Genomic DNA, 19941 nt, shown 5'->3' on the forward strand with positions numbered 1-19941 from the left:
CAAACGGCCACAACCACCGGGCCCGGAATTCCCAGAGTTTTCGGCTCTTGACTCTGAGTTATGGCGACGGTAGCCCCACCTGCCCAGACTGGTCCCATGAACACGCAAAGTGACCCCTTAAACCTCGACTGGCTCCCCGCGTCCGGGATCCAACTCCGCAAGGCGGGAGTCCAGTTCGACGCCTTGCGGGTGGACGACGGCGAGTGGGGGCGACGCGTCGCCGATCTGCTCGCGCGGATGACCGGGGGCGATCCCGGGCCGGTGATCGAGGTCGCGAGCAGGCGGCGGTGTGTGTACTTCCTGGTGGCCGCCGGGAGTGCCGAGCGGCACGTGCCCTGGCCGGCCGGGACCAGTCGGCTCGCCGCCGGGCCGGACCGGGTGTCGTACATCCCGGTGCCCGCGCTCGGCGGGACGACCTGGCCTTTGTTCTGGCGTTACGCGCCGACCGAGCCGGACCGTTTCGTTCATGCGCGATTGCTGCGCAGCGCGCTTCACTCCACGGAGTGAAATGTGTGAACTAAAGCCCAGGAAAAGGGTGTTCCGGCTTGCGTTCGCCACTTTGCGTGGCCCTAGAGTCGCGATCAACAGATTGCCCCCGCGGTGCGCCAACACCCGGGGGCTCGACACCGGGAGCTACCACTCCGATGCGCGTTCATCGTACGGCGCCGCTGCGCGCCTTCGCAGCCCTCACCGGCTCTCTGCACCGGGAGTACCGCCTGTCCTGGGCGGCCGCGGGCGTACTGGCGTACCTCTTAAGTCTTCCGAGCGGCTCGTGGATCACGGAGCGCATGCTCGCGGCGCGGCGCAGGGAAGGGTGCATGACGGTCGTCGCCTCCCTGCGTGAGCTGGAGGAACGGGGTCATCTGCGACGGGTGGTGCGACGGGACCCGGTGACACGGCAGTACTCGACGACCTGCGAGGTGTCCGAGAGGCCGTGCGAATTCGGGCCACCCAGGGGTGAACCGCGGAAATTTCACCCGGCGGCCGCGTAGGAACCAGAGAAAGGAACGTCGATGACTGTCACACTTGTCCGTCCCGAGACGGTATACCGACAGTATACTGTCCTCATGGCTGACACCACGATCAAGGTCGACCCCGCCGTCCGTGACCGCCTCCAGGAACTCGCCCGGGAACGCGGAATGAGCATGCGGGACCTGGTCGCGGAGCTGGCCGGGGCCACACCGACCAAGGAAGAGCAGCGCAAGCGGTACGAGGAGACGAGGGCGTACGTCGAGGCGCACTTCCTCGGCCGGCCGTACACGGAAGAGGACGAGAAGGCCGGCGAGAAGCTGTGGGCCGACATCGAGTCGGGGCGCATCGGGGAGGTCCAGTGACAGGGGAGGAGCGGTACCCGCTGCCGCGTGCCGTCATCTTCGACGACACGGCGGCCCTCGCGCTCGGCGCAGGGAACAGCATGGCCTCGCGGCTGGTCGTCGAGGCTGAGAAAGACCCCGCGCTGAGGGTCTACATCCCGGCGGTGAGCCTGGTCGCCGCGGAGCGGGAGCGGGCCGGTGTCGCCGAGCATGTCGGAGCCCTGCCGTCCGTCAACATCGAAGCGCTCGACTTCGCGGCGGCCGCCGCCGTGGGCAAGCGCCTGCGCCTTGCGAAGGGCAGGGCGGAGGACGGCAAGGACGAGCCCGACTGGAGCGGCGCCCATGTGCTGCACCTCGCCCTGCCGACCGTCGAATGGCCACGCGGCCGTGCCGTGCTGACCAGGACCCCGATGCGCTACCGGGGCACCGGCATCCGCACGATCCGCATCGTCGAGCAGAACTGACCTACGTAGGCCCCCTCCGCCTCAGCTGAACACGATCATCGAACCCTGCGCCAGGCTGCGGGTCGCCGCCGCGTGCAGGCCGAGCCAGACGTGCCGTTCGCGGGCGAACGGGCTCGGGTCGTAGGGAGCCGGGGTCGCCGGTTCCTCCAGGTCGGTGGGGGCGGTGGGCGCCTGCGGGGGAGCCGGGGGGTTCGCCGGGTCGATGCCGATCGACGGGGCGACGTACTCCAGCTCGCGCAGCAGGGCGTGGGAGGAGCCGAGCGGGCCGCCGCTCGCGAGGAGTTCGTCGCTGGAGAGCGGGCTCGGGAAGTCGACGGGGACGTACGCGCCGGCGTGGTCGTAGTGCCAGACGAGGTGCGACTGCTGGGCCGTGGACTCGAACATCTCCAGGAGCTGCTCGTAGTCGCCGCCCAGGTCGTCCACCGGGGAGACTGGCAGGCCGCAGACCTGGAGGAGATAGGCGCGGCGCAGGAAGTGGAGCGCGTCGTAGTCGAAGCCGGCCACCGGCGCGACCTCGCCGGAGAGTCCCGGCATGTACTGGTACACCGGAACCGGCGGCAGCCCGGCCTCGGCGAGCACCTTGTTGTACTGAGCGAGTTCCTCGGCGAACGGGTTGTCGGGGGTGTGGCACAACACGTCGACGAGCGGTACCAGCCAGAGGTCACAGGCCAAAGAGGGCTCCTCGTATCGGCGCGGTGTCCGCGCGTTCACAGCACGTGCGCAGCTAGGTGGTCTGGGAAGAGTAGTCGGTGCGGGACCGGTCAGCTCCCCCCGTGCAGGTCCCATACCCACACCCCACCGGTCCACCTACCGGGTTTTCCGGTCAGAGCCGCGACCGCCTCGCGCAGCTTGTCGTCGTTGGGCTGCGGCGCGACCACCAGGACGCCCGCCTTCCAGTACGCGAAGTCCTTCCGGGCCTGCGCCCGCCAGTTCTTGCCGATCACCGGCACTTTCCCGGTGTAGCGGACGTCGCGCAGCATGTCGGAGGTGAAGCGCGGGACGGCGCCGTAGATCCCGATGCGGTCCTCGCCGTAGGGGCCGTTGAAGTAGCCGCCGGGCAGCTTGAAGCCGAGGTCCGCCGCCGTCTGCCAGTGCAGCGCCTCCGCGGACCCCGGGTCGGGGAGCGGCAGCGGCACCAGGGACTCGCCCCTGCCCACGTACGACTTCCACATCCCGCTCGCGACGAACTCCGGGACCGGCGTCCGCGGCGCCGACTTGAGCGGAGCCGGGACGATCGGGAGCACCGCGAGCACGACGGCGAGCAGGCCGAAGTACTGGGTGCGGGCCCGCCGGGCGCCCAGCACCTCCTCCAGGGCGAGCGCGAGCAGCACGCCCAGCGCCGGGGCGCAGATCATCGCCACCCGGCCCTCGATCACCGACTCGAAGAGCGGCAGCTTGCGCACCAGCGCCCAGGGGCCCGAGTACACCGTGTCCGTCAGCGGGACGCGGATCTTCGGGCCCATGGACAGGACCGCCGCCGCCACCGACGTGAACGCCAGCGCCTTGACCAGCGGCCGCGACCACAGCCGTACCGCGACCGCGAAGGCGAGCAGGACCAGCGGCCAGCCGTAGAAGGCGTTCTGCTCGGTGGGGTTGAGGGACAGCTCGTTGGCGCGGGCCGGGTCGCCGAAGAGCATCGAGCGTTCGGAGAAGGCGATGAGCGAGAGCGGGCTGTTTCCCGCGTTGTCGCCGTGCAGGACGCTGTGGTAGCTCTGCGGACCGCTGAACTGCCAGTACAGGGGATAGGCGACGATCGGCAGGCAGACCGCGCCCGCGATCAGCAGGCCCCTGCCCAGCGGACGCCAGGACTCCCGCGCCACCCGCGGCCGTACGGCCGCGTACGCGACGGCGAACAGGACCATGCCGAGCGCCGCGAGCAGGAACGGCTCCTCGCCCAGGAAGACCTGGTAGGCCGCCATCAGGCCGAGCACGATCCCGTCCCGCCGGACCCGGGTGCCCGCCGCCAGCCGCAGGGCGCGGTCGATGATCAGCGGGATCATGAACAGGATCACGAAGTTGGGGTGCGCGTTGGCGTGGCTGACCATCGGCGGCGCGAACGCCGCCAGGGCCGCGCCGAGGAAGGCGGCACCCCGGTGCCGTACCACCCGCTTGACGAGCAGCCAGTACCAGGCGACGGCGGTCCCGGCCAGGCCCAGCGCCATGCAGACGGAGAGCGAGACGGCCGGTCCGGCGAGCAGCGTGAGCGGGGCGAAGGGGACGGAGACGCCCAGCATGACCGTGTTCGCCATCAGGTTGACGCCGTCGGGGAAGTTCTGGAGGTCGGAGAAGAACGGGTTGCGCAGGTGCGCGAGGTTGTCCGCGGTCACCGCGAAGAACCACTCCCACTGGTTCTGGTCCTGGAGGGAGTCGGTGAGGTAGCGGTGGCCCGGGTCGAAGAAGCGGCCCGAGTACAGGGCGACCGACAGGACCAGGAAGAGCACCGGGACCAGCAGGTCGGCCGGGCGCAGCCGGCGCAGCCGCAGCCGGGCCAGGTCCGCGAGGACCTTCGGGTAGGCCAGCGGGCCGACCTTGGAGCCGGGCTGGTGGCTCCAGCGGACCGGCACCTCGGCGATCGTCCCGCCGTCGCGGTGCAGGTGCTGGAGGACCTCGACGTCGATGCCCCAGCCGTCCAGCCGCGAGCCCGCGAAGGCCTCACGGCCCCGGTCGCCGTCGAACAGCTTGAAACCGCACTGGGTGTCCTTGATGCCGGGCACCGCGGTGGCCCGTATCAGCAGGTTCCCGGCACGGCCGAGCAGCTCGCGCAGCCGGTGCTGGTGGTCGAATATCTCCGCGCCCGGCACCGCGCGCGACCCGATCGCCGCCACGCAGCCCTCGCCCAGCGCCTTGTCGAGCTGGTCCAGTTCCTCGATCGGGGCCGCCAGGTCGGCGTCGGTGACCAGCACCCGGCGGCCGGTGCTGGCCGCCACCCCGAGGCGCAGGGCGTTGCCCTTGCCGCGGTTGCGGTCAGCGGTGACCAGGCGGACCCGCGGACGCCCTAAGGCGGCGACCTCGCGCGTCCCGTCGGTGGAGCCGTCGTCGGAGACGATCACTTCCCAGGTGCCGAAGCGGCTCTCGTGGTCGGCGAGGTAGCGGGTGACGGCGTCGAGCGTCGGGCCGAGCCGCGCCTCCTCGTTGTAGGCGGGGATGACCACGGACAGGTCGACGGTCTCCTGGGGCGCGGTCATCCGTTCTCCGACAGACGCTCGATGAGGGCGAGGGAGTGTGCGTTGTACGCGGCGACGATCGCGCGGGCGCCCTCGATGTCCCGCCGGGACAGCGTGTCGACCAGCTCGGTGTGCCCGGACCACAGCTGTCCGCGCGGATCGGGCAGCCGGCGCAGGTGCCGGACCGCGCACACCCAGGACTGCACGCGCAGCCGGTGCAGGAAGTCGCCGAGGTAGGGGTTGCCGAACAGCGTGGACAGCTCACGCCAGAAGCGCAGGTCGTAGCCGATCAGCACGGAGAGGTCGCCGGCGGTCGCGGCCCGCTGGGCCTCCTCGCCGCGCCGGCGGACGGCGGCCAGGGCGGCCGCGACCCGCGGCTCCCGGGGGTCCTTGAAGGCGGGGTGGCGGCCGTCGGCGAGGGCGTGGAACATGCCGTCCACGACCAGGCTGCGGGCCTCGATCATGTTCCGGTAGTCGGTGAGCGAGTACTCCGGGACCCGGAAGCCGCGGTGCTGGTCGGCGTCGAGGACGCCTTGCGCGGACAGGTCGACCAGGGCCTCGCGGACCGGTGTGGCGGAGACCCCGTACTGGTCGGCGATCTCCTTGACCGTGAACTCGCGGCCCGGCTGGAGGCGCCCGGCGAGCACCTCGTCACGGAGCGCGTCCGCGATCTGCTGGCGCAGGGTACTGCGGGTCACAGCGCCGTTGCCCGGCATGGTCGGGTGCCTCTCCTCACGCGTTCAGGTGACGTGCTCGCTTACATGTACATCTACGAGCACGCCACCTTACGCGTTCGGGTTCCGCGTGTACTCCTTCCGGTGCCGCGGCGGAAGGGGGGAGCGCGGGGCGCCGCTACACCGTGTACTCGTCGGCCACGCTCAGCGCGGCGTCGAGCGCCTCGAACCCCTCCTTCAGCTCCGCCTCGCTGACGTTGCACGGCGGCACGACGTGCGTGCGGTTCATGTTCACGAACGGCCACAGGCCGTGCTGCTTGGCGGCGGCCGTGAACGCGGCCATCGGCGCGTTCGCCTCGCCGGCCGCGTTGTACGGCACCAGCGGCTCCCGGGTCTCCCGGCTCCGCACCAGGTCCAGCGCCCAGAACATGCCGGTGCCGCGCACCTCGCCCACGCTCGGGTGCCGCTCGGCCAGCGCGGCCAGGGCGGGTCCGACGACGTCCGCGCCGAGCCGCTTCGCGTTCTCGACGACGCCTTCCTCCGCCATCACCCCGATGGTGGCGACGGCGGCGGCGCAGGCCAGCGGATGACCGGAGTACGTCAGCCCGCCCGGGTAGGGCCGCCGGGCGAAGGTCTCGGCGATCCGCCCGCTGATCGCGACCCCGCCGAGCGGCACGTACCCGCTGTTCACGCCCTTGGCGAAGGTCATCAGGTCGGGTACGACGCCGAACAGGTCGGCGGCGAACCACTCACCGGTGCGCCCGAACCCGGCCATCACCTCGTCCAGGACGAAGACGATCCCGTGCCGGTCGCAGAGCTCGCGGACGCCCGCCAGGTAGCCGGGCGGCGGGAGCATGATCCCGGCGGTCCCCGGCACGGTCTCCAGCACGATCGCCGCGACCGTGCCCGGCCCCTCGAACGCGATCGTGGTCTCCAGGTGCTCCAGCGCCCGCGCGGTCTCCTGCTCCTCGGTCTCCGCGTAGAAGCGCGAGCGGTACAGGAAGGGCGCCCAGAAGTGCACGACCCCGGCCGCGGCCCCGTCGGAGGCCCAGCGGCGCGGGTCGCCGGTGAGGTTGATCGCCTGCTGGGTGCCGCCGTGGTACGAGCGGTAGGCGGACAGCACCTTCGGGCGGCCGGTGTGCAGCCGGGCCATCCGCACGGCGTGCTCGATCGCGTCCGCGCCCCCGTTGGTGAAGAAGATCTTGTCCAGGTCGCCGGGGGTCCGCTCGGCGATCAGCCGGGCCGCCTCCGACCTGGCCTCCACGGCGAAGGCGGGCGCGAAGGTGGTCATCTTCGCGGCCTGCTCCTGGATCGCGGCGACGACCTTCGGATGCTGGTAGCCGATGTTGGTGAAGACGAGCCCGCTGGTGAAGTCCAGGTAGCGCCTGCCGTCGTAGTCCCAGAAGTACGACCCTTCGGCACCGGCCACGGCCGGCGGGTCGATGAGTTCCTGCGCGGACCAGGAGTGGAAGACGTGCGCGCGGTCGGCCGCCTTGACGGCGGCTCCGGCCTGGGGATTGGGCTGAGGGGTCATGGCGCCGAGCCTAGGAGTATCCGGCGCGGGCGCGATATCGGCGACCTGTTCCATGGTCAGGGGGATTCCGCGACAGTTTGTCCACAGCCCGTGGATGCGCCGGAGCGAACGGCACCTGTTACGCAACCGTAGACAAGGCGGGTCCCGGGCGTCCGGGCGGCCGGAATATTCTCGGCTGGATCACACCTGTGGAGAAGGGGCGGATCTGCCATGGAGAAGCTGGGGCCCGGGGATCCGCAGCACATCGGGAGGTACCGGCTGCTGGCGCTGCTCGGCGCGGGCGGCATGGGCCAGGTGTATCTCGCCCGCTCGGAGCGCGGCCGTACCGTCGCCGTCAAGCTGGTCCGGGCCGAACTCGCCGCGCAGGAGGACTTCCGGGCCCGCTTCCGGCAGGAGGTGCGCAACGCGCAGCGGGTCGGCGGGTTCTGGACCGCGCCCGTCCTGGACGCCGACACCGAGGCCGCCGTGCCGTGGGTGGCCACCGGCTACGTCGCCGGGCCGAGCCTCCAGCGGGTCGTCGAGCACGACCACGGGCCGCTGCCCGAGCGGTCGGTACGGATCCTCGCCGCCGGCCTGGCGCACGCGCTCGCCAACATCCACGCGGCCGGGATCGTCCACCGCGACCTCAAGCCGTCCAACGTGATGCTCACGATAGAGGGACCGCGGGTCATCGACTTCGGGATCGCGCGGGCCCTGGAGACCCTGCCCGGCGAGGGCATCACCACCACCGGGTCGCTCGTCGGCTCGCCGGGCTTCATGGCCCCCGAGCAGGTGCGCGGCGACCGGATCACCCCGGCCTCCGACGTGTTCAGCCTCGGCTCGGTGCTCGCCTACGCGGCCACCGGACGGCTTCCCTTCGGCGCCACCGAGGGCGGCGCGCACGCGCAGCTGTTCCGCATCGCGCAGGAGGAGCCCGACCTGGCCGGGCTTCCCGAGGGCATCGCCGACGTGGTCCGCGACTGCCTCCGCAAGGACCCCGCGACCCGTCCCTCGCTGGACGCCATCCTGGCCAGGACGGGCGCGGTCGACACGGTCGAGGAGGGCCGCTCCCGCGACCCCTGGCTGCCGGGGTCGCTGGTGGCCCAGCTAGGCCGGCACGCGGTGGAACTGCTGGAGGTGGAGGACCCGACGCTGTACGGGTCCGCGGCGCAGGCCCCGCGAAGCGGCGCGGCCGGCCCGTGGGCCTGGGGCGGCACCGCCGCGCAGCCGCGGCAGGCCGCGCCGCAGCCGCAGCCGGCGCCCGGCCCGCCGTCCCCCGAGCACGCCCCGGCCCACCCCGCCTACGGCTACCCCCAGCAGCACCCGCAGCCGGCGTCGTACAACCCCTACACCACCGTCGCCACCCCCGAACACGCCCCGCCGCCGCGCACCCCCCAGCCGCCGCCCCCGCCCTACGAGCCGGTTCCCGACGAGGAGCCGGGCCGCAACCGCCGCTCGGTGCTCCTCGTCGCGGTCGCCCTCGTGGTGATGCTGGCCGCCGGCGGTTCCGTGTACGGGCTCCTGAACAGCGGCGGCGGTGACGACGACAAGGCGGGCGGCCCCGCCGATTCAGCCCCCTCGGCGCCCGCCCGGACCTCCGCCGGGGAACCGGCGCCCACCGGATCGCCCTCCTCCTCGGCCCCCTCGGCCGGCAGCGTGCCCACCGGCTTCCTGGGCACCTGGGCCACCTCGATCGACAACTCCACCGGCCACAACACCCGGGAACTGACCATCCGCCAGGGCGCCGTCGGGGACCCGGTGCTGACCCTGGTCGCCGACGGCCCCGGCTACCACTGCGAGTTCGACGCGAAACTCACCGGGAAGCCGGGCACGTCCGGCCCGTTGGAGATCGGACCCTCCGCGGTGACGGCCGGTCGGCCCCGTTCGTCGTGCAGCGCCGGAGAGGCCACCGAGGTGACCCTGCTGGCGGACGGCAGGCTGAAGCGGGTCCGGAAGGACGGCGAGGAGAGCCTCACCTACAGCAAGCAGTGAACTTCCGCTTCCGCCGGGGCAGTTGAACGCTCGGCGAACATTGACCCGCGCGTCCGGATTGTCCCGTCGCGGCCGCTCCGCGCCCCTTACGGTGACCGCACCATCCGACTCCGGGGAGTGGCGGGGGCACCCACATGGAGTGGCTGAGCGCGGAGAACATCGTCGCCGTCGGCACCGCGGCGGCGGGCATCGTCGCGTCGGCCGCCATCTTCTGGTTCGAGCGCCGCGTCCCGCGCCGCAAACGGATCGGCTACCGCGTGCAGATGGACAACCCGATCGGCGACGACCTCCGCTCGGGACGGATCGGCCGGCGCCTCGGCCTCTTCGACGAGGCCCCGGACATGGCCGACGCCACCCTCGTCCTGCTGCGCATCGAGAACGACGGCTCGCAGGGCATCGGCCGCGACGACTACACCAGTCCCGAACTGCACGGCCTCACCGCGGTGTTCGGCGACCGGACGATCCGCGGCGTCTCGGTCACCCAGCCGACCGACACCGACCACCTCATGCCGCATTTCACCCCGGAGCGCGGCTTCGGCTACTCGGGCAACACCCTGCGCATCCCGCGCGTCCCGCTCAACCACGGAGAGCACTTCAAGCTCCTCGTGCTGCTGTCCGGCGGCGACGTCGGCCGGGAGATCAGGCTCATCGGCGGCCTCCACGACGGCGAGGTGCACCCCAACCGCAGCGCCACCCCCGACGACGCGACCCCGCTGTTCAGCCGCGCCTCCCGGCTCATCACCACCATGCTGACGCTCAGTGTCGTCACCCTGGCCGCGATCGTCGTGGCCCGCGACGACAGCCCGCCGCCGATCGGCTGCGCGAAGGGCTCGCTGGCCGTCTACGGCTCGACGGCGTTCGCACCGGTGGTCACGGACGCGGCCGAGAAGTACGAGAGGGAGTGCGAGGGCGCCTCGATCCGCGTCGACGCGCGCGGTTCGACGGCCGGGATCAGGGACCTGAACAGCGCGGGCGCCGACGCGAAGAAGAAGGGCTCCCCGTCCGTCCTCGCCCTCTCCGACGGCCCCAAGCCGCCCGGCATGCCCCAACTGCGCGAGAACCGGGTCGCCCTGGTGGTCTTCGCGCTCGTCGTGAACGACGGCGTGCGGCTGACGGACCTCACCGCCTCCGACGTCCGCCGGCTGTACCGGGGCGAGATCACCGACTGGAAGCAGCTGGGCGGCCCCGACCTGCCGGTGCGGCTGGTCAGCAGGGACGCCGACTCCGGGACCCGGCAGGTCTTCCAGCGGCGGGTGCTCGGGCGCGGTGAGATCGCCAACTCCTCCGTCGACTGCGTCCACCAGGACGACCCGACGGCGAAGGTGGTCCGCTGCGAGCTGGACTCGACCGACCAGGTGCTGTCGGAGGTGGCCCGGCTGAAGGGCGCGGTCGGCTACGCCGAGCTGAACGTGGCGGCCGGGGCGAAGGGCCTGCACATCCTCTCGCTGGACCACGACGCCCCGTCGGTGGAGGCCATCGAGCGCGGTGTCAGCCCCTACCCGTACCGCGAGATCGAGTACGCGTACACCTACGGCCGGCCCGCCGCCGACACGCTGGCGTCGAGCTTCCTGTCGTACCTGGTCAAGGGCAACGGCGAGGACGTCATCCGCACGCACGGGCACGTGCCCTGCTACACCCCGGTGGGGATGACGCTCTGCGGGTGAGGCGGGCGGGCGCGGGTCAGCCGAGGCTCACCCAGGTGCCCTGCGCGGCCGAGCGGCTCATCGCGTCCAGGGCGGTCGCGCTGTGCACGGCGTCCGCCAGGGTCGGGCCGCAGGGGGTGCCCTCCGCTATGGAACGCAGGAAGTTGCGGGCCTCCACGACCTTGAGGTCGTCGTAGCCCATGGCGTTGGCCGCGCCCGGCTGGAAGGCGCCGTACTCGCCGTGCCCGGGACCGACGAAGACCGTGGCCACGGGCTGGTCCTGGTAGGAGGTGCCGCGGCTGACCCCCAGCTCGCCCATCCGCCGGTAGTCCCAGAAGACGGCGCCCCGGGTGCCGTGCACCTCGAAGCCGTAGTTGTTCTGCTCGCCGACCGAGACCCGGCAGGCCTCCAGCACGCCGCGGGCGCCGGACGCGAAGCGCAGCAGGCAGCTGACGTAGTCCTCGTTCTCCACCGGGCCGAGCGCGCCGCCGGTGGCCAGGGTGTGGCCGGCGGTGGCACCCGTGGGGCGGGCACGCTCGGGGATGAAGACGGCGGTGTCGGCGGCCAGCGCGGTGATCTCGCCGAGCAGGAAACGGGCCAGGTCGACGCCGTGCGAGGCGAGGTCGCCGAGGACCCCGGTGCCGCCGCGGGCCCGCTCGTAGCGCCAGGTCAGTGCGCCGTCCGGGTGCGCCGCGTAGTCGCTGAGGAGACGGATGCGGACATGCGTGACGGTGCCCAGCTCGCCGGAGGCGACGAGGTCGCGGGCGTACGCGACGGCGGGCGCGTTGCGGTAGTTGAAGCCGACCGTGCCCTGGACGCCGGCCTTCGCGACGGCGTCGGCGACCGCGCCGGCGTCCGCCGCGCTCAGTCCGACCGGCTTCTCGATCCACAGGTGCTTGCCGGCCCCGGCCATCGCGACGCCGATCTCCCGGTGCAGGAAGTTCGGCGCGGTGACGCTGACGGCGTGGACGCGCGGGTCGGCGGCGACCTCGCGCCAGTCGCGGGCGGTGGACGCGAACCCGTACCGCGCGGCGGCCTCCTCGGCCCGGCCGGGCACCTCCTCGGCGACCGTCACCAGCTCGGGACGGACGGGCAGCTCCGGGAAGTGGTGGAGGACTCGCTGGTAGGCCTGGGTGTGCACCCGCCCCATCCAGCCGAACCCGACGACGGCGACGCCGAGCGTACGCACCATGTGGCTGCCCCTCTTCGGACCGTTGCGCGGACTGTCCGCTCACGATGGGGCGCCGGTCCGATCGATGTCAAGACATTAGGGCGTCGTGACAAATCCGGTCAGCGCGGCTCCGGCGGCCGCTGCCTGGGCATGTTGGGGCGGCTGCCGTTCGCGCCCGGCGGCAGCGGGAAGCGGCCGCCCAGATGCCCCGCGTCCGCGCGCGGCCCGGCCGTCACCGTCGCCTGCATGCCGAGCGGCGCCGGACCGGTCCGGAACTCCACCATCCAGTCGGCCGTCTCCGTGCGGACCAGTTCGGTCACGTCCTCCGAGAACCGCCGCAGCACCGCCAGGCACCGCTCGGCCGCCTCGCTCGCCGTGCCCTCCGCGGGGCCCAGCACCTCCCGGACGCTCTCCGAGGCCCAGTCGAACTGGAGCACCTGGAGCCGCCGCTGCACCGCCTGCGCGGTCGCCATGTCCCTTATCCAGCCGGAGGTCACCCCGAAGAACCGGTCGATGCCCACGCACGCCACCGCCATCAGCAGGGCGAGGTATCCCCAGGGCGCGACGCCGCCGACCGCCCCGGTGAGGTCCAGGAGCGGCAGCGCGGCGCCCAGCACGGCGCCCACGGCCGCCCCGCACCGCAGCGCCCGCGCTCCCCGCCGCTTCCAGATCCGGTCCGACAGGTACCACTCGGCGGTCCCCAGCGCCCCGCGCTCCACCCACCGGTACAGCTCGTCGAGCCGCTCGGCCGGTTCACCCCAGTCCCCGAGCGGGAAGGGCCGCCCGGTCAGATCACCCGGCCGCAGTCCTGCCGCGCCCTCGCCCCGCCCTTCCTGAGGCGGTCCCTCGGGCTGCATCTCCGGCTGGCCCACCCGGCACTCCCTACTGATCACAACCGCTCACGTTCCGTGACATCGGATCGTCATGGTGCACGTGACCTGGATGCTGACGACGGGCACCCTTCCTACCGCCCAATGGGTGGCGAAGGCCTGGCTTTCGGTTCTTTTCCGCTCGGAAGTGGGCCTTGATCAGGTATAGGGCCGCCAGGATTCTCACTCGAAAGAGTGGCGGGGCGATGGCTGCGTCGAGCACGTAGGCTCATCCACAGCAGTGCAGAACCGGCAAGACGCCGAGCAGGACGCAGACGACACGGACGCGGAACCAGGAGCTGATCGTGATCCCCGGTGGTGGCCAGCCCAACATGCAGCAGTTGCTCCAGCAGGCCCAGAAGATGCAGGAGGACCTGGCGCGGGCCCAGGAGGAGCTGGCGAACACGGAGGTCGACGGGCAGGCGGGCGGTGGGCTGGTGACGGCCACCGTGACCGGCGCCGGCGAACTCCGCACGCTGAAGATCGACCCGAAGGCGGTGGACCCGGAGGACACCGAGACCCTCGCCGACCTGGTCGTCGCGGCCGTCCAGGCGGCCAACGCGAACGCCCAGGCGCTCCAGCAGCAGAAGCTCGGCCCGCTCGCGCAGGGGCTCGGCGGCGGCAGCGGCATCCCCGGTCTGCCGTTCTGATCTCGCCGTTCTGATGTTCGTCGCCCGCGCGACACCCGTACCGCCTTCCTAGGACAGGCGGCAGCCAACTACGGTACGTACCGAAGACTCCAGGAAGGGCAGTCCGTTGTACGAAGGCGTGGTCCAGGACCTCATCGACGAGCTGGGGCGGTTGCCCGGCGTCGGTCCGAAGAGCGCGCAGCGGATCGCCTTCCACATCCTGCAGGCGGAGCCGGCGGACGTACGGCGGCTCGCCCAGGCGCTCCTGGAGGTCAAGGCCAAGGTCCGGTTCTGCGCGACCTGCGGCAACGTGGCGCAGGAGGAGCTGTGCAACATCTGCCGTGACCCGCGCCGCGACCAGTCGGTGATCTGCGTGGTCGAGGAGCCCAAGGACGTGGTCGCCATCGAGCGCACCCGCGAGTTCCGCGGCCGGTACCACGTGCTCGGCGGCGCGATCAGCCCGATCGAGGGCGTCGGCCCCGACGACCTGCGGATCAGGGAACTGCTCGCCCGGCTGGCCGACGGCGCGGTCACCGAGCTCATCCTGGCCACGGACCCCAACCTGGAGGGCGAGGCGACCGCCACCTACCTCGCCCGCATGATCAAACCCATGGGCCTGAAGGTCACCCGCCTGGCCAGCGGCCTCCCGGTGGGCGGCGACCTGGAATACGCGGACGAGGTCACCCTCGGACGCGCCTTCGAGGGGAGACGACTCCTAGATGTCTGACGCCACACTGCACGCGACCGCCCAGGACCCCGACGACTTCGCGGTCCAGATCGCCGACCAGGTCGAGAGTTTCCTGGTGGCCGTCACGGAGGTGGCCAAGGGCGACGAGCCGGACTCGGCGGTCCCCTTCCTCCTCCTGGAGGTCTCCCAGCTGCTGCTGGCCGGCGGCCGTCTCGGCGCGCACGAGGACATCGTCCCCGACGAGCGCTACGAGCCGGACCTGGGTCCCGAGCCGGACGTCGACGAGCTGCGCGAGAACTTCGCCCGCATGCTGGAGCCGATCGACGTCTACTCCGAGGTCTTCGACCCCTACGAGCCCCGCAGGGCGCCCGTGCCGGCCCGTATCTCGGACGACCTGGCCGACGTCGTCGCCGACCTCAGGCACGGCATGGCCCACTACCGGGCCGGCCGCACCACCGAGGCGCTGTGGTGGTGGCAGTTCTCCTACTTCTCCAACTGGGGCCCGACGGCCTCCGCGACCCTGCGCGCCCTGCAGTCCATCCTCATCCACGTGCGCCTCAACCAGCCCCTGGCGGAGCTGGACGGCCTGGACACCGACCAGGCGACGCTGGGCGACGAGACCCTGGAGTTCGAGGCGGGCCAGGTCATGCAGGAGGAGATCGGCGGACAGCTGGGCCTGCGGACCACGTGAGCCGGTGCCCCGGACCCCGGGGCACCGGACCGGTCCCGGTCTCGGCGGTCTCCTCGCCGACGTCACTGTGAGCCACCGCACTTTCCCGAGTGGGGTGCCGTGCGCTGGGCATGTTCCGTCCCGGAAGCGAGCGGCGGAACCCTCCGTCACGACGTCTCACCATGCGGGAGCACGCTGGTGGAACCCGGCCGCTCGTTAAACTGAGCCGACAGAGACAAACCGAGCGAGGAGCGCACGTGGGCCTTGTCGTGCAGAAGTACGGAGGTTCCTCCGTTGCCGATGCCGAGGGCATCAAGCGCGTCGCCAAGCGGATCGTGGAAGCGAAGAAGAACGGCAACCAGGTGGTTGTCGTCGTTTCCGCGATGGGCGACACGACGGACGAGCTGATCGATCTGGCCGAGCAGGTGTCCCCGATGCCCGCCGGCCGCGAGTTCGACATGCTGCTGACCGCCGGAGAGCGGATCTCCATGGCCCTGCTGGCCATGGCGATCAAGAACCTGGGCCACGAGGCCCAGTCGTTCACCGGCAGCCAGGCAGGCGTCATCACCGACTCGGTGCACAACAAAGCCCGGATCATCGACGTCACGCCGGGGCGCATCAGGACGGCGCTGGACGAGGGCAACATCGCCATCGTCGCCGGATTCCAGGGCGTCAGCGCGGACAAGAAGGACATCACCACGCTGGGGCGCGGCGGGTCCGACACCACGGCGGTGGCGCTCGCCGCCGCGCTGGACGCCGAGGTCTGCGAGATCTACACCGACGTCGACGGTGTGTTCACCGCCGACCCGCGCGTGGTGAAGAAGGCGCGGAAGATCGACTGGATCTCCTTCGAGGACATGCTGGAGCTCGCCGCCTCCGGTTCCAAGGTGCTGCTCCACCGCTGTGTGGAGTACGCACGCCGATACAACATCCCGATCCACGTCCGGTCCAGCTTCAGCGGACTCCAGGGCACGTGGGTCAGCAGTCAGCCGATTGGGGACAAGAAGGTGGAGCAGGCCATCATCTCCGGTGTCGCGCACGACACCTCCGAGGCCAAGATCACGGTCGTCGGTGTGCCGGACAAGCCGGGTGAGGCCGCCGCCATCTTCCGGACCATCGCCGACGCCCAGGTCAACATCGACATGGTCGTGCAGAACGTGTCCGCCGCCGCCACCGGCCTGACGGACATCTCCTTCACCCTGCCGAAGACCGAGGGCCGCAAGGCCATCGACGCCCTGGAGCGCAACCGGCCGGGCATCGGGTTCGACTCGCTGCGCTACGACGACCAGATCGGCAAGATCTCGCTGGTCGGCGCGGGCATGAAGACCAACCCGGGGGTCACCGCGTCGTTCTTCGAGGCGCTCAGCGACGCCGGGGTCAACATCGAGCTGATCTCGACCTCCGAGATCCGCATCTCGGTCGTCACCCGCGCCGACGACGTGCCCGAGGCCGTGCGCGCCGTGCACACCGCCTTCGGGCTCGACTCCGACAGCGACGAGGCCGTGGTCTACGGAGGCACCGGCCGATGACCGCCAAGCCGACGCTCGCGGTCGTGGGGGCGACCGGGGCCGTCGGCACGGTCATGCTCCAGATCCTGTCCCAGCGGGCGGACGTCTGGGGCGAGATCCGCCTGGTCGCCTCGCCGCGCTCGGCCGGCCGCAAGCTGACCGTGCGCGGGGCCGAGACCGAGGTCGTCGCCCTGTCGGAGGAGGCCTTCGACGGGGTCGACGTGGCGATGTTCGACGTGCCCGACGAGGTGTCCGCGCGCTGGGCGCCGGTCGCCGCGGCCCGGGGCGTCGTCGTGGTGGACAACTCCGGCGCCTTCCGGATGGACCCGGACGTGCCGCTGGTGGTGCCCGAGGTCAATGCGCACTGCGCCCGCAGCCGGCCGCGCGGCATCATCGCCAACCCCAACTGCACCACCCTGTCGATGATCGTCGCCCTGGGCGCGCTGCACGCCGAGTTCGGGCTGCGCGAGCTGGTGGTGTCGTCGTACCAGGCGGTGAGCGGGGCCGGGCGGGCCGGCGTGGAGACGCTGCGGGCCCAGCTGTCGATGGTCGCCGGCACCGAGCTGGGCACCAAGCCCGGCGACGTGCGGCGGGCCGTCGGGGACAGCACCGGGCCGTTCCCGGAGCCGGTCGCGCTGAACGTCGTCCCGTGGGCCGGGTCGCTGCGCGAGGACGGCTGGTCGTCGGAGGAGATGAAGGTCCGGGACGAGACCCGCAAGATCCTCGGGCTGCCGAAGCTGCCGGTCGCGGTCACCTGCGTCCGGGTCCCGGTGGTCACCACGCACTCCCTGACCGTGCACGCCCGCTTCCAGGGCGAGGTCACGGTCGACGGGGCCCGCGAGATCCTGGACACGGCGCCCGGTGTCGTCCTCTTCGACAATCCGGCCGCGGGCGAGTTCCCGACCCCCGCCGACGTGGTGGGCACCGATCCGACGTGGGTCGGGCGGGTGCGGCGGGCGCTCGACGACCCGACCGCGCTGGAACTCTTCGTCTGCGGCGACAACCTTCGCAAAGGCGCCGCGCTCAACACCGCGCAGATCGCCGAACTGGTGGCGGCGGAACTGACCGGCCGTTCAGGGGCGGCGGAGTTCGTGTGAACAGTCGGTGACCACGGGAAACGTCCCGGGTGGGAGCGAGCCCACCGGGGCCGTCCGGACCGGAAATGTGGCCATGAGCATGGTCCAAACCACTTGAACCACGACCCCTTGGCGTTCGAAGATTTCCCTTCCTGTCCTCCGCAACCAAGCGGGCGGCGGGGAGCGTCTTTGCGGTCGCCCTCTTACGGGGCGCTTACGCGGCCGGCCTTCGGGCCATGGGGGCGCATGATCCTGGCGTGGGGACGCCGTGATCGGGGCGTGGGGACGCCCGTTCATATGGGACACAAGGGAAGAGCGGGACGCATGACGGCATCTGAGGCACCGTCGGGTGCGCTGCCGGAGGCGCGCCGAACGGCCACCGCGGCGCCGGCCGGCCGGCCCGGCACACCCGGTGCGACCCCGCCCGGCGGGCCCGGCCCGAATGTGACGCCGGGCACGTACAACCCCGAGGGGGTCAGGCGTGTCCAACTGACGTGGCAGAGGTACTCGAACTCAGTGCGCCCCTCGGCGCGACGGCCCTGCGGCCGCCGTCCCGCGCGGGCCTGCGCCCCCGTCCGCCCGGTGCGGCCGGCGGCATGCCGGTGATCGCGCCCATGCCCGCAGCGCGGCCCACCCGCATACCCAGCCAGCGCGACGGCGCCGAGGAGACGGTGGCGGCAGGCACCACCGTCGACCACCTCACCGAGACCTACCGGGCGCACTACCGTTCGCTGCTCGGCCTCGCCGCGCTCCTCCTCGACGACACCGCCTCCTGCGAGGACGTCGTCCAGGAGGCCTTCATCCGGGTCCACTCGGCCCGCAAACGCGTCCGCGACCCGGAGAAGACCCTGGCCTACCTCCGCCAGACGGTCGTCAACCTCTCCCGCTCCGCGCTGCGCCGCCGCATCCTCGGCCTCAAGCTCCTGTCCAAGCCGATGCCGGACATGGCGAGCGCCGAGGAGGGCGCCTACGACCAGCTGGAGCGGCGCGACCTGATCAAGGCCATGAAGGGCCTGCAGCGCCGCCAGCGCGAGGTCCTCGTACTGCGCTACTTCGCCGACATGACCGAGGCCCAGGTCGCCGAGACGCTCGGCATCTCGCTGGGCTCGGTCAAGGCGTACGGGTCGCGCGGCATCGCCGCCCTGCGGGTGGCGATGGAGTCGGCGGCATGACGGACAGCCCCGAGGGAGGCGACTCGCATGATCGCCACGAGCCCTACGCCTGGCACGAGCCGACACCGGACGGTGCGTCACGCGCCGGTCGGGCGCCGCACGGAAGCGACGGCCCGGGGGAGCCGGACGGACCGCGGGGGGCGGGGGAGCGGCCCCGCGGCCACGGGCCTGCCGGACGGCGGGAGCCCGCGCGGGACCACGAGCAAGAGCACACGCCATCGCACGCTGGGAACGGAACTGTGAACCACGGCCCCGACGACAAGAGCCCCGAGGACCTCGGACAGGGCTTCGGCGGGATCGGCCCCGACCACGACGGGCTCGGCGCCGACGAACTGGCCCTGCGCCGCATGCTGCACTCCGCCGTCGACGACCTCGCACCGCGCGACGGCGTCCTCGACCACCTGCGGCGCGCGGTCCCGGCCCGCCGGGCCCGCAAGCGCCAGGCCGCCGTCGGCATGGCGGCCGCGGCCCTGTTCATCGGCACCGCGGTCCCCGCCCTGGTGCACGTCTCCCACTCCGGCGGCACCGACCCCAACACCTCCATGGCCGCCCAGGCCTCCCAGACCCAGGGCGGCTCCGGCGGCGGCAAGAACCCGGACGGCGGCTCCGGCACCGCGGGCGGCACCGGCGGCCGGGCGACCGGCCAGGAGCCCGGCGGCACCAAGGACAGCGGCAAGGACGAGAGCACCGGTTCCGTCGGCGGCACCAAGGTCGTCCCCTCCACCAGCGCCGGCACCACGGCCCCGGTCTGCACCTCCGACCAGCTCGGCACCCCGACCGCCACCGTCGGCGCCCCCGACTCGACGGGCGTCGTCTACGGCGGCTTCCAGGTCGTGAACGTCTCCAGGACCAGCTGTACCGTCGGCGGTCCCGGCAGCGTGGGCCTGCTCGCGCAGGGCGCGGCCGACGCCGGCAAGCTCAGCGCCGTACGGCACACCTCGGGCGACGCGGCGGCCGGGCTCCCCGACCCGTCCACCGAACTCACCGGCCTGGTCCTGGCACCCGGCGCGGCCTACGAGGAGAAGTTCGGCTTCGTCCCGCTGGAGACCTGCCCGACCAGCGGCTCCACCGGCGGCTCCGGCGACACCGGCGGTCCCACGACCTCCCCGAGCCCCTCCGCGGACCCCGGCGGCACCACCGGTACGACCACCACGGGGTCGGAGGGCGTCACCAGCCAGCTGCTCACCGAGGGCGGCACGGCCGACGGCTCCGTCGCCGTCTCCTACACCCCCGAGTCCGGATCCCCGACCGGCTCCGCGACGGTGCCGAACGCGTGCGCCGGGACGGTCTACTGGACCGGTGTCCTGCCTGCGGTATGACCGGCGGCGGGCGCCCTCGGGCGCCCGCGCCCGGACGGCACCGACGCTTCCCCTCCGGCCGGTCCTGACCGGCTGC

At 72.2% G+C, this 19941-nt stretch carries 18 protein-coding genes; 12 read left to right on the top strand and 6 right to left on the bottom strand.

Features of this window, described 5'->3' with window-relative positions; genetic code table 11:
* The first annotated feature begins 96 nt into the window (after positions 1–96).
* From ACIQOE_RS26340 to ACIQOE_RS26350, 3 genes are all read left to right on the top strand, one after another.
* Positions 97–507 carry a hypothetical protein gene (locus ACIQOE_RS26340; RefSeq protein ID WP_401414081.1) on the top strand — a complete coding sequence of 137 codons (411 nt, stop codon included), beginning with the start codon at positions 97–99 and terminating at the stop codon, positions 505–507.
* 560 nt (positions 508–1067) lie between these two features.
* The gene (locus tag ACIQOE_RS26345) at positions 1068–1334 is read left to right on the top strand and encodes a hypothetical protein (RefSeq protein WP_401414083.1); all 267 of its coding nucleotides are present in this window, start codon (positions 1068–1070) and stop codon (positions 1332–1334) included.
* The gene (locus ACIQOE_RS26350) at positions 1331–1777 is read left to right on the top strand and encodes a hypothetical protein (protein ID WP_363012762.1); all 447 of its coding nucleotides are present in this window, start codon (positions 1331–1333) and stop codon (positions 1775–1777) included. The genes ACIQOE_RS26345 and ACIQOE_RS26350 overlap by 4 nt, the downstream gene beginning before the upstream one ends.
* A 21-nt stretch (positions 1778–1798) precedes the next feature.
* Here ACIQOE_RS26350 and ACIQOE_RS26355 read toward each other — a convergent pair whose 3' ends face one another.
* The 4 genes from ACIQOE_RS26355 to ACIQOE_RS26370 form a co-directional block, all read right to left on the bottom strand.
* Complete coding sequence (locus ACIQOE_RS26355; RefSeq protein ID WP_351317435.1) at positions 1799–2449, bottom strand: hypothetical protein; 651 nt, start codon at positions 2447–2449, stop codon at positions 1799–1801.
* A gap of 89 nt (positions 2450–2538) precedes the next feature.
* Positions 2539–4962, bottom strand: coding sequence for a dolichyl-phosphate beta-glucosyltransferase (locus ACIQOE_RS26360; RefSeq protein WP_401414085.1), 2424 nt, complete (start codon positions 4960–4962; stop codon positions 2539–2541).
* Positions 4959–5657 carry a GntR family transcriptional regulator gene (locus ACIQOE_RS26365; protein ID WP_351317441.1) on the bottom strand — a complete coding sequence of 233 codons (699 nt, stop codon included), beginning with the start codon at positions 5655–5657 and terminating at the stop codon, positions 4959–4961. The genes ACIQOE_RS26360 and ACIQOE_RS26365 overlap by 4 nt, the downstream gene beginning before the upstream one ends.
* Before the next feature lie 136 nt (positions 5658–5793).
* Positions 5794–7149, bottom strand: coding sequence for an aspartate aminotransferase family protein (locus ACIQOE_RS26370; protein ID WP_351940567.1), 1356 nt, complete (start codon positions 7147–7149; stop codon positions 5794–5796).
* Positions 7150–7359: 210 nt separating this feature from the next.
* On the opposite strand from ACIQOE_RS26370, the gene ACIQOE_RS26375 reads away from it, so the two are divergent.
* Together ACIQOE_RS26375 and ACIQOE_RS26380 are read left to right on the top strand one after the other, a co-directional pair.
* Positions 7360–9120, top strand: coding sequence for a serine/threonine-protein kinase (locus tag ACIQOE_RS26375; RefSeq protein ID WP_401414088.1), 1761 nt, complete (start codon positions 7360–7362; stop codon positions 9118–9120).
* A 134-nt stretch (positions 9121–9254) separates the two neighbouring features.
* Positions 9255–10784, top strand: coding sequence for a substrate-binding domain-containing protein (locus ACIQOE_RS26380; protein ID WP_401414090.1), 1530 nt, complete (start codon positions 9255–9257; stop codon positions 10782–10784).
* Positions 10785–10800: 16 nt separating this feature from the next.
* Here ACIQOE_RS26380 and ACIQOE_RS26385 read toward each other — a convergent pair whose 3' ends face one another.
* Together ACIQOE_RS26385 and ACIQOE_RS26390 are read right to left on the bottom strand one after the other, a co-directional pair.
* Entirely contained in the window at positions 10801–11955 is a 1155-nt protein-coding gene (locus ACIQOE_RS26385) for a Gfo/Idh/MocA family oxidoreductase (protein WP_362643162.1), read from the bottom strand.
* 98 nt (positions 11956–12053) lie between these two features.
* Positions 12054–12806, bottom strand: coding sequence for an SLATT domain-containing protein (locus ACIQOE_RS26390; protein ID WP_362643161.1), 753 nt, complete (start codon positions 12804–12806; stop codon positions 12054–12056).
* 302 nt (positions 12807–13108) lie between these two features.
* Between ACIQOE_RS26390 and ACIQOE_RS26395 the strand changes: the two genes are divergently transcribed.
* The 7 genes from ACIQOE_RS26395 to ACIQOE_RS26425 all read left to right on the top strand — a co-directional run bounded on the left by ACIQOE_RS26395 (position 13109) and on the right by ACIQOE_RS26425 (position 19865).
* Positions 13109–13453, top strand: coding sequence for a YbaB/EbfC family nucleoid-associated protein (locus tag ACIQOE_RS26395; protein WP_351317457.1), 345 nt, complete (start codon positions 13109–13111; stop codon positions 13451–13453).
* Between the two features lie 106 nt (positions 13454–13559).
* On the top strand, positions 13560–14159 hold the full coding sequence (recR, locus tag ACIQOE_RS26400; RefSeq protein ID WP_351317460.1) for a recombination mediator RecR: 600 nt from the start codon (positions 13560–13562) through the stop codon (positions 14157–14159).
* Positions 14152–14811: a DUF5063 domain-containing protein gene (locus tag ACIQOE_RS26405; protein WP_351317463.1), complete on the top strand. Its 660-nt coding sequence runs from the start codon at positions 14152–14154 to the stop codon at positions 14809–14811. The genes recR and ACIQOE_RS26405 overlap by 8 nt, the downstream gene beginning before the upstream one ends.
* 236 nt (positions 14812–15047) lie before the next feature.
* A complete protein-coding gene (locus ACIQOE_RS26410; RefSeq protein ID WP_351317465.1) occupies positions 15048–16319 on the top strand; it encodes an aspartate kinase in 1272 nt (423 codons plus the stop codon).
* Positions 16316–17395, top strand: coding sequence for an aspartate-semialdehyde dehydrogenase (locus tag ACIQOE_RS26415; RefSeq protein ID WP_351317468.1), 1080 nt, complete (start codon positions 16316–16318; stop codon positions 17393–17395). Before ACIQOE_RS26410 ends, ACIQOE_RS26415 begins: the two co-directional genes overlap by 4 nt.
* A gap of 473 nt (positions 17396–17868) precedes the next feature.
* Positions 17869–18546, top strand: coding sequence for a SigE family RNA polymerase sigma factor (locus tag ACIQOE_RS26420; RefSeq protein WP_351317471.1), 678 nt, complete (start codon positions 17869–17871; stop codon positions 18544–18546).
* 239 nt (positions 18547–18785) lie between these two features.
* On the top strand, positions 18786–19865 hold the full coding sequence (locus tag ACIQOE_RS26425; RefSeq protein ID WP_401414094.1) for a hypothetical protein: 1080 nt from the start codon (positions 18786–18788) through the stop codon (positions 19863–19865).
* The last annotated feature ends 76 nt before the right edge of the window (positions 19866–19941 follow it).

The organism is Streptomyces sp. NPDC091282, assembly GCF_044757385.1.
In the GTDB taxonomy this organism is placed as follows: Bacteria; Actinomycetota; Actinomycetes; order Streptomycetales; family Streptomycetaceae; genus Streptomyces; species Streptomyces gramineus.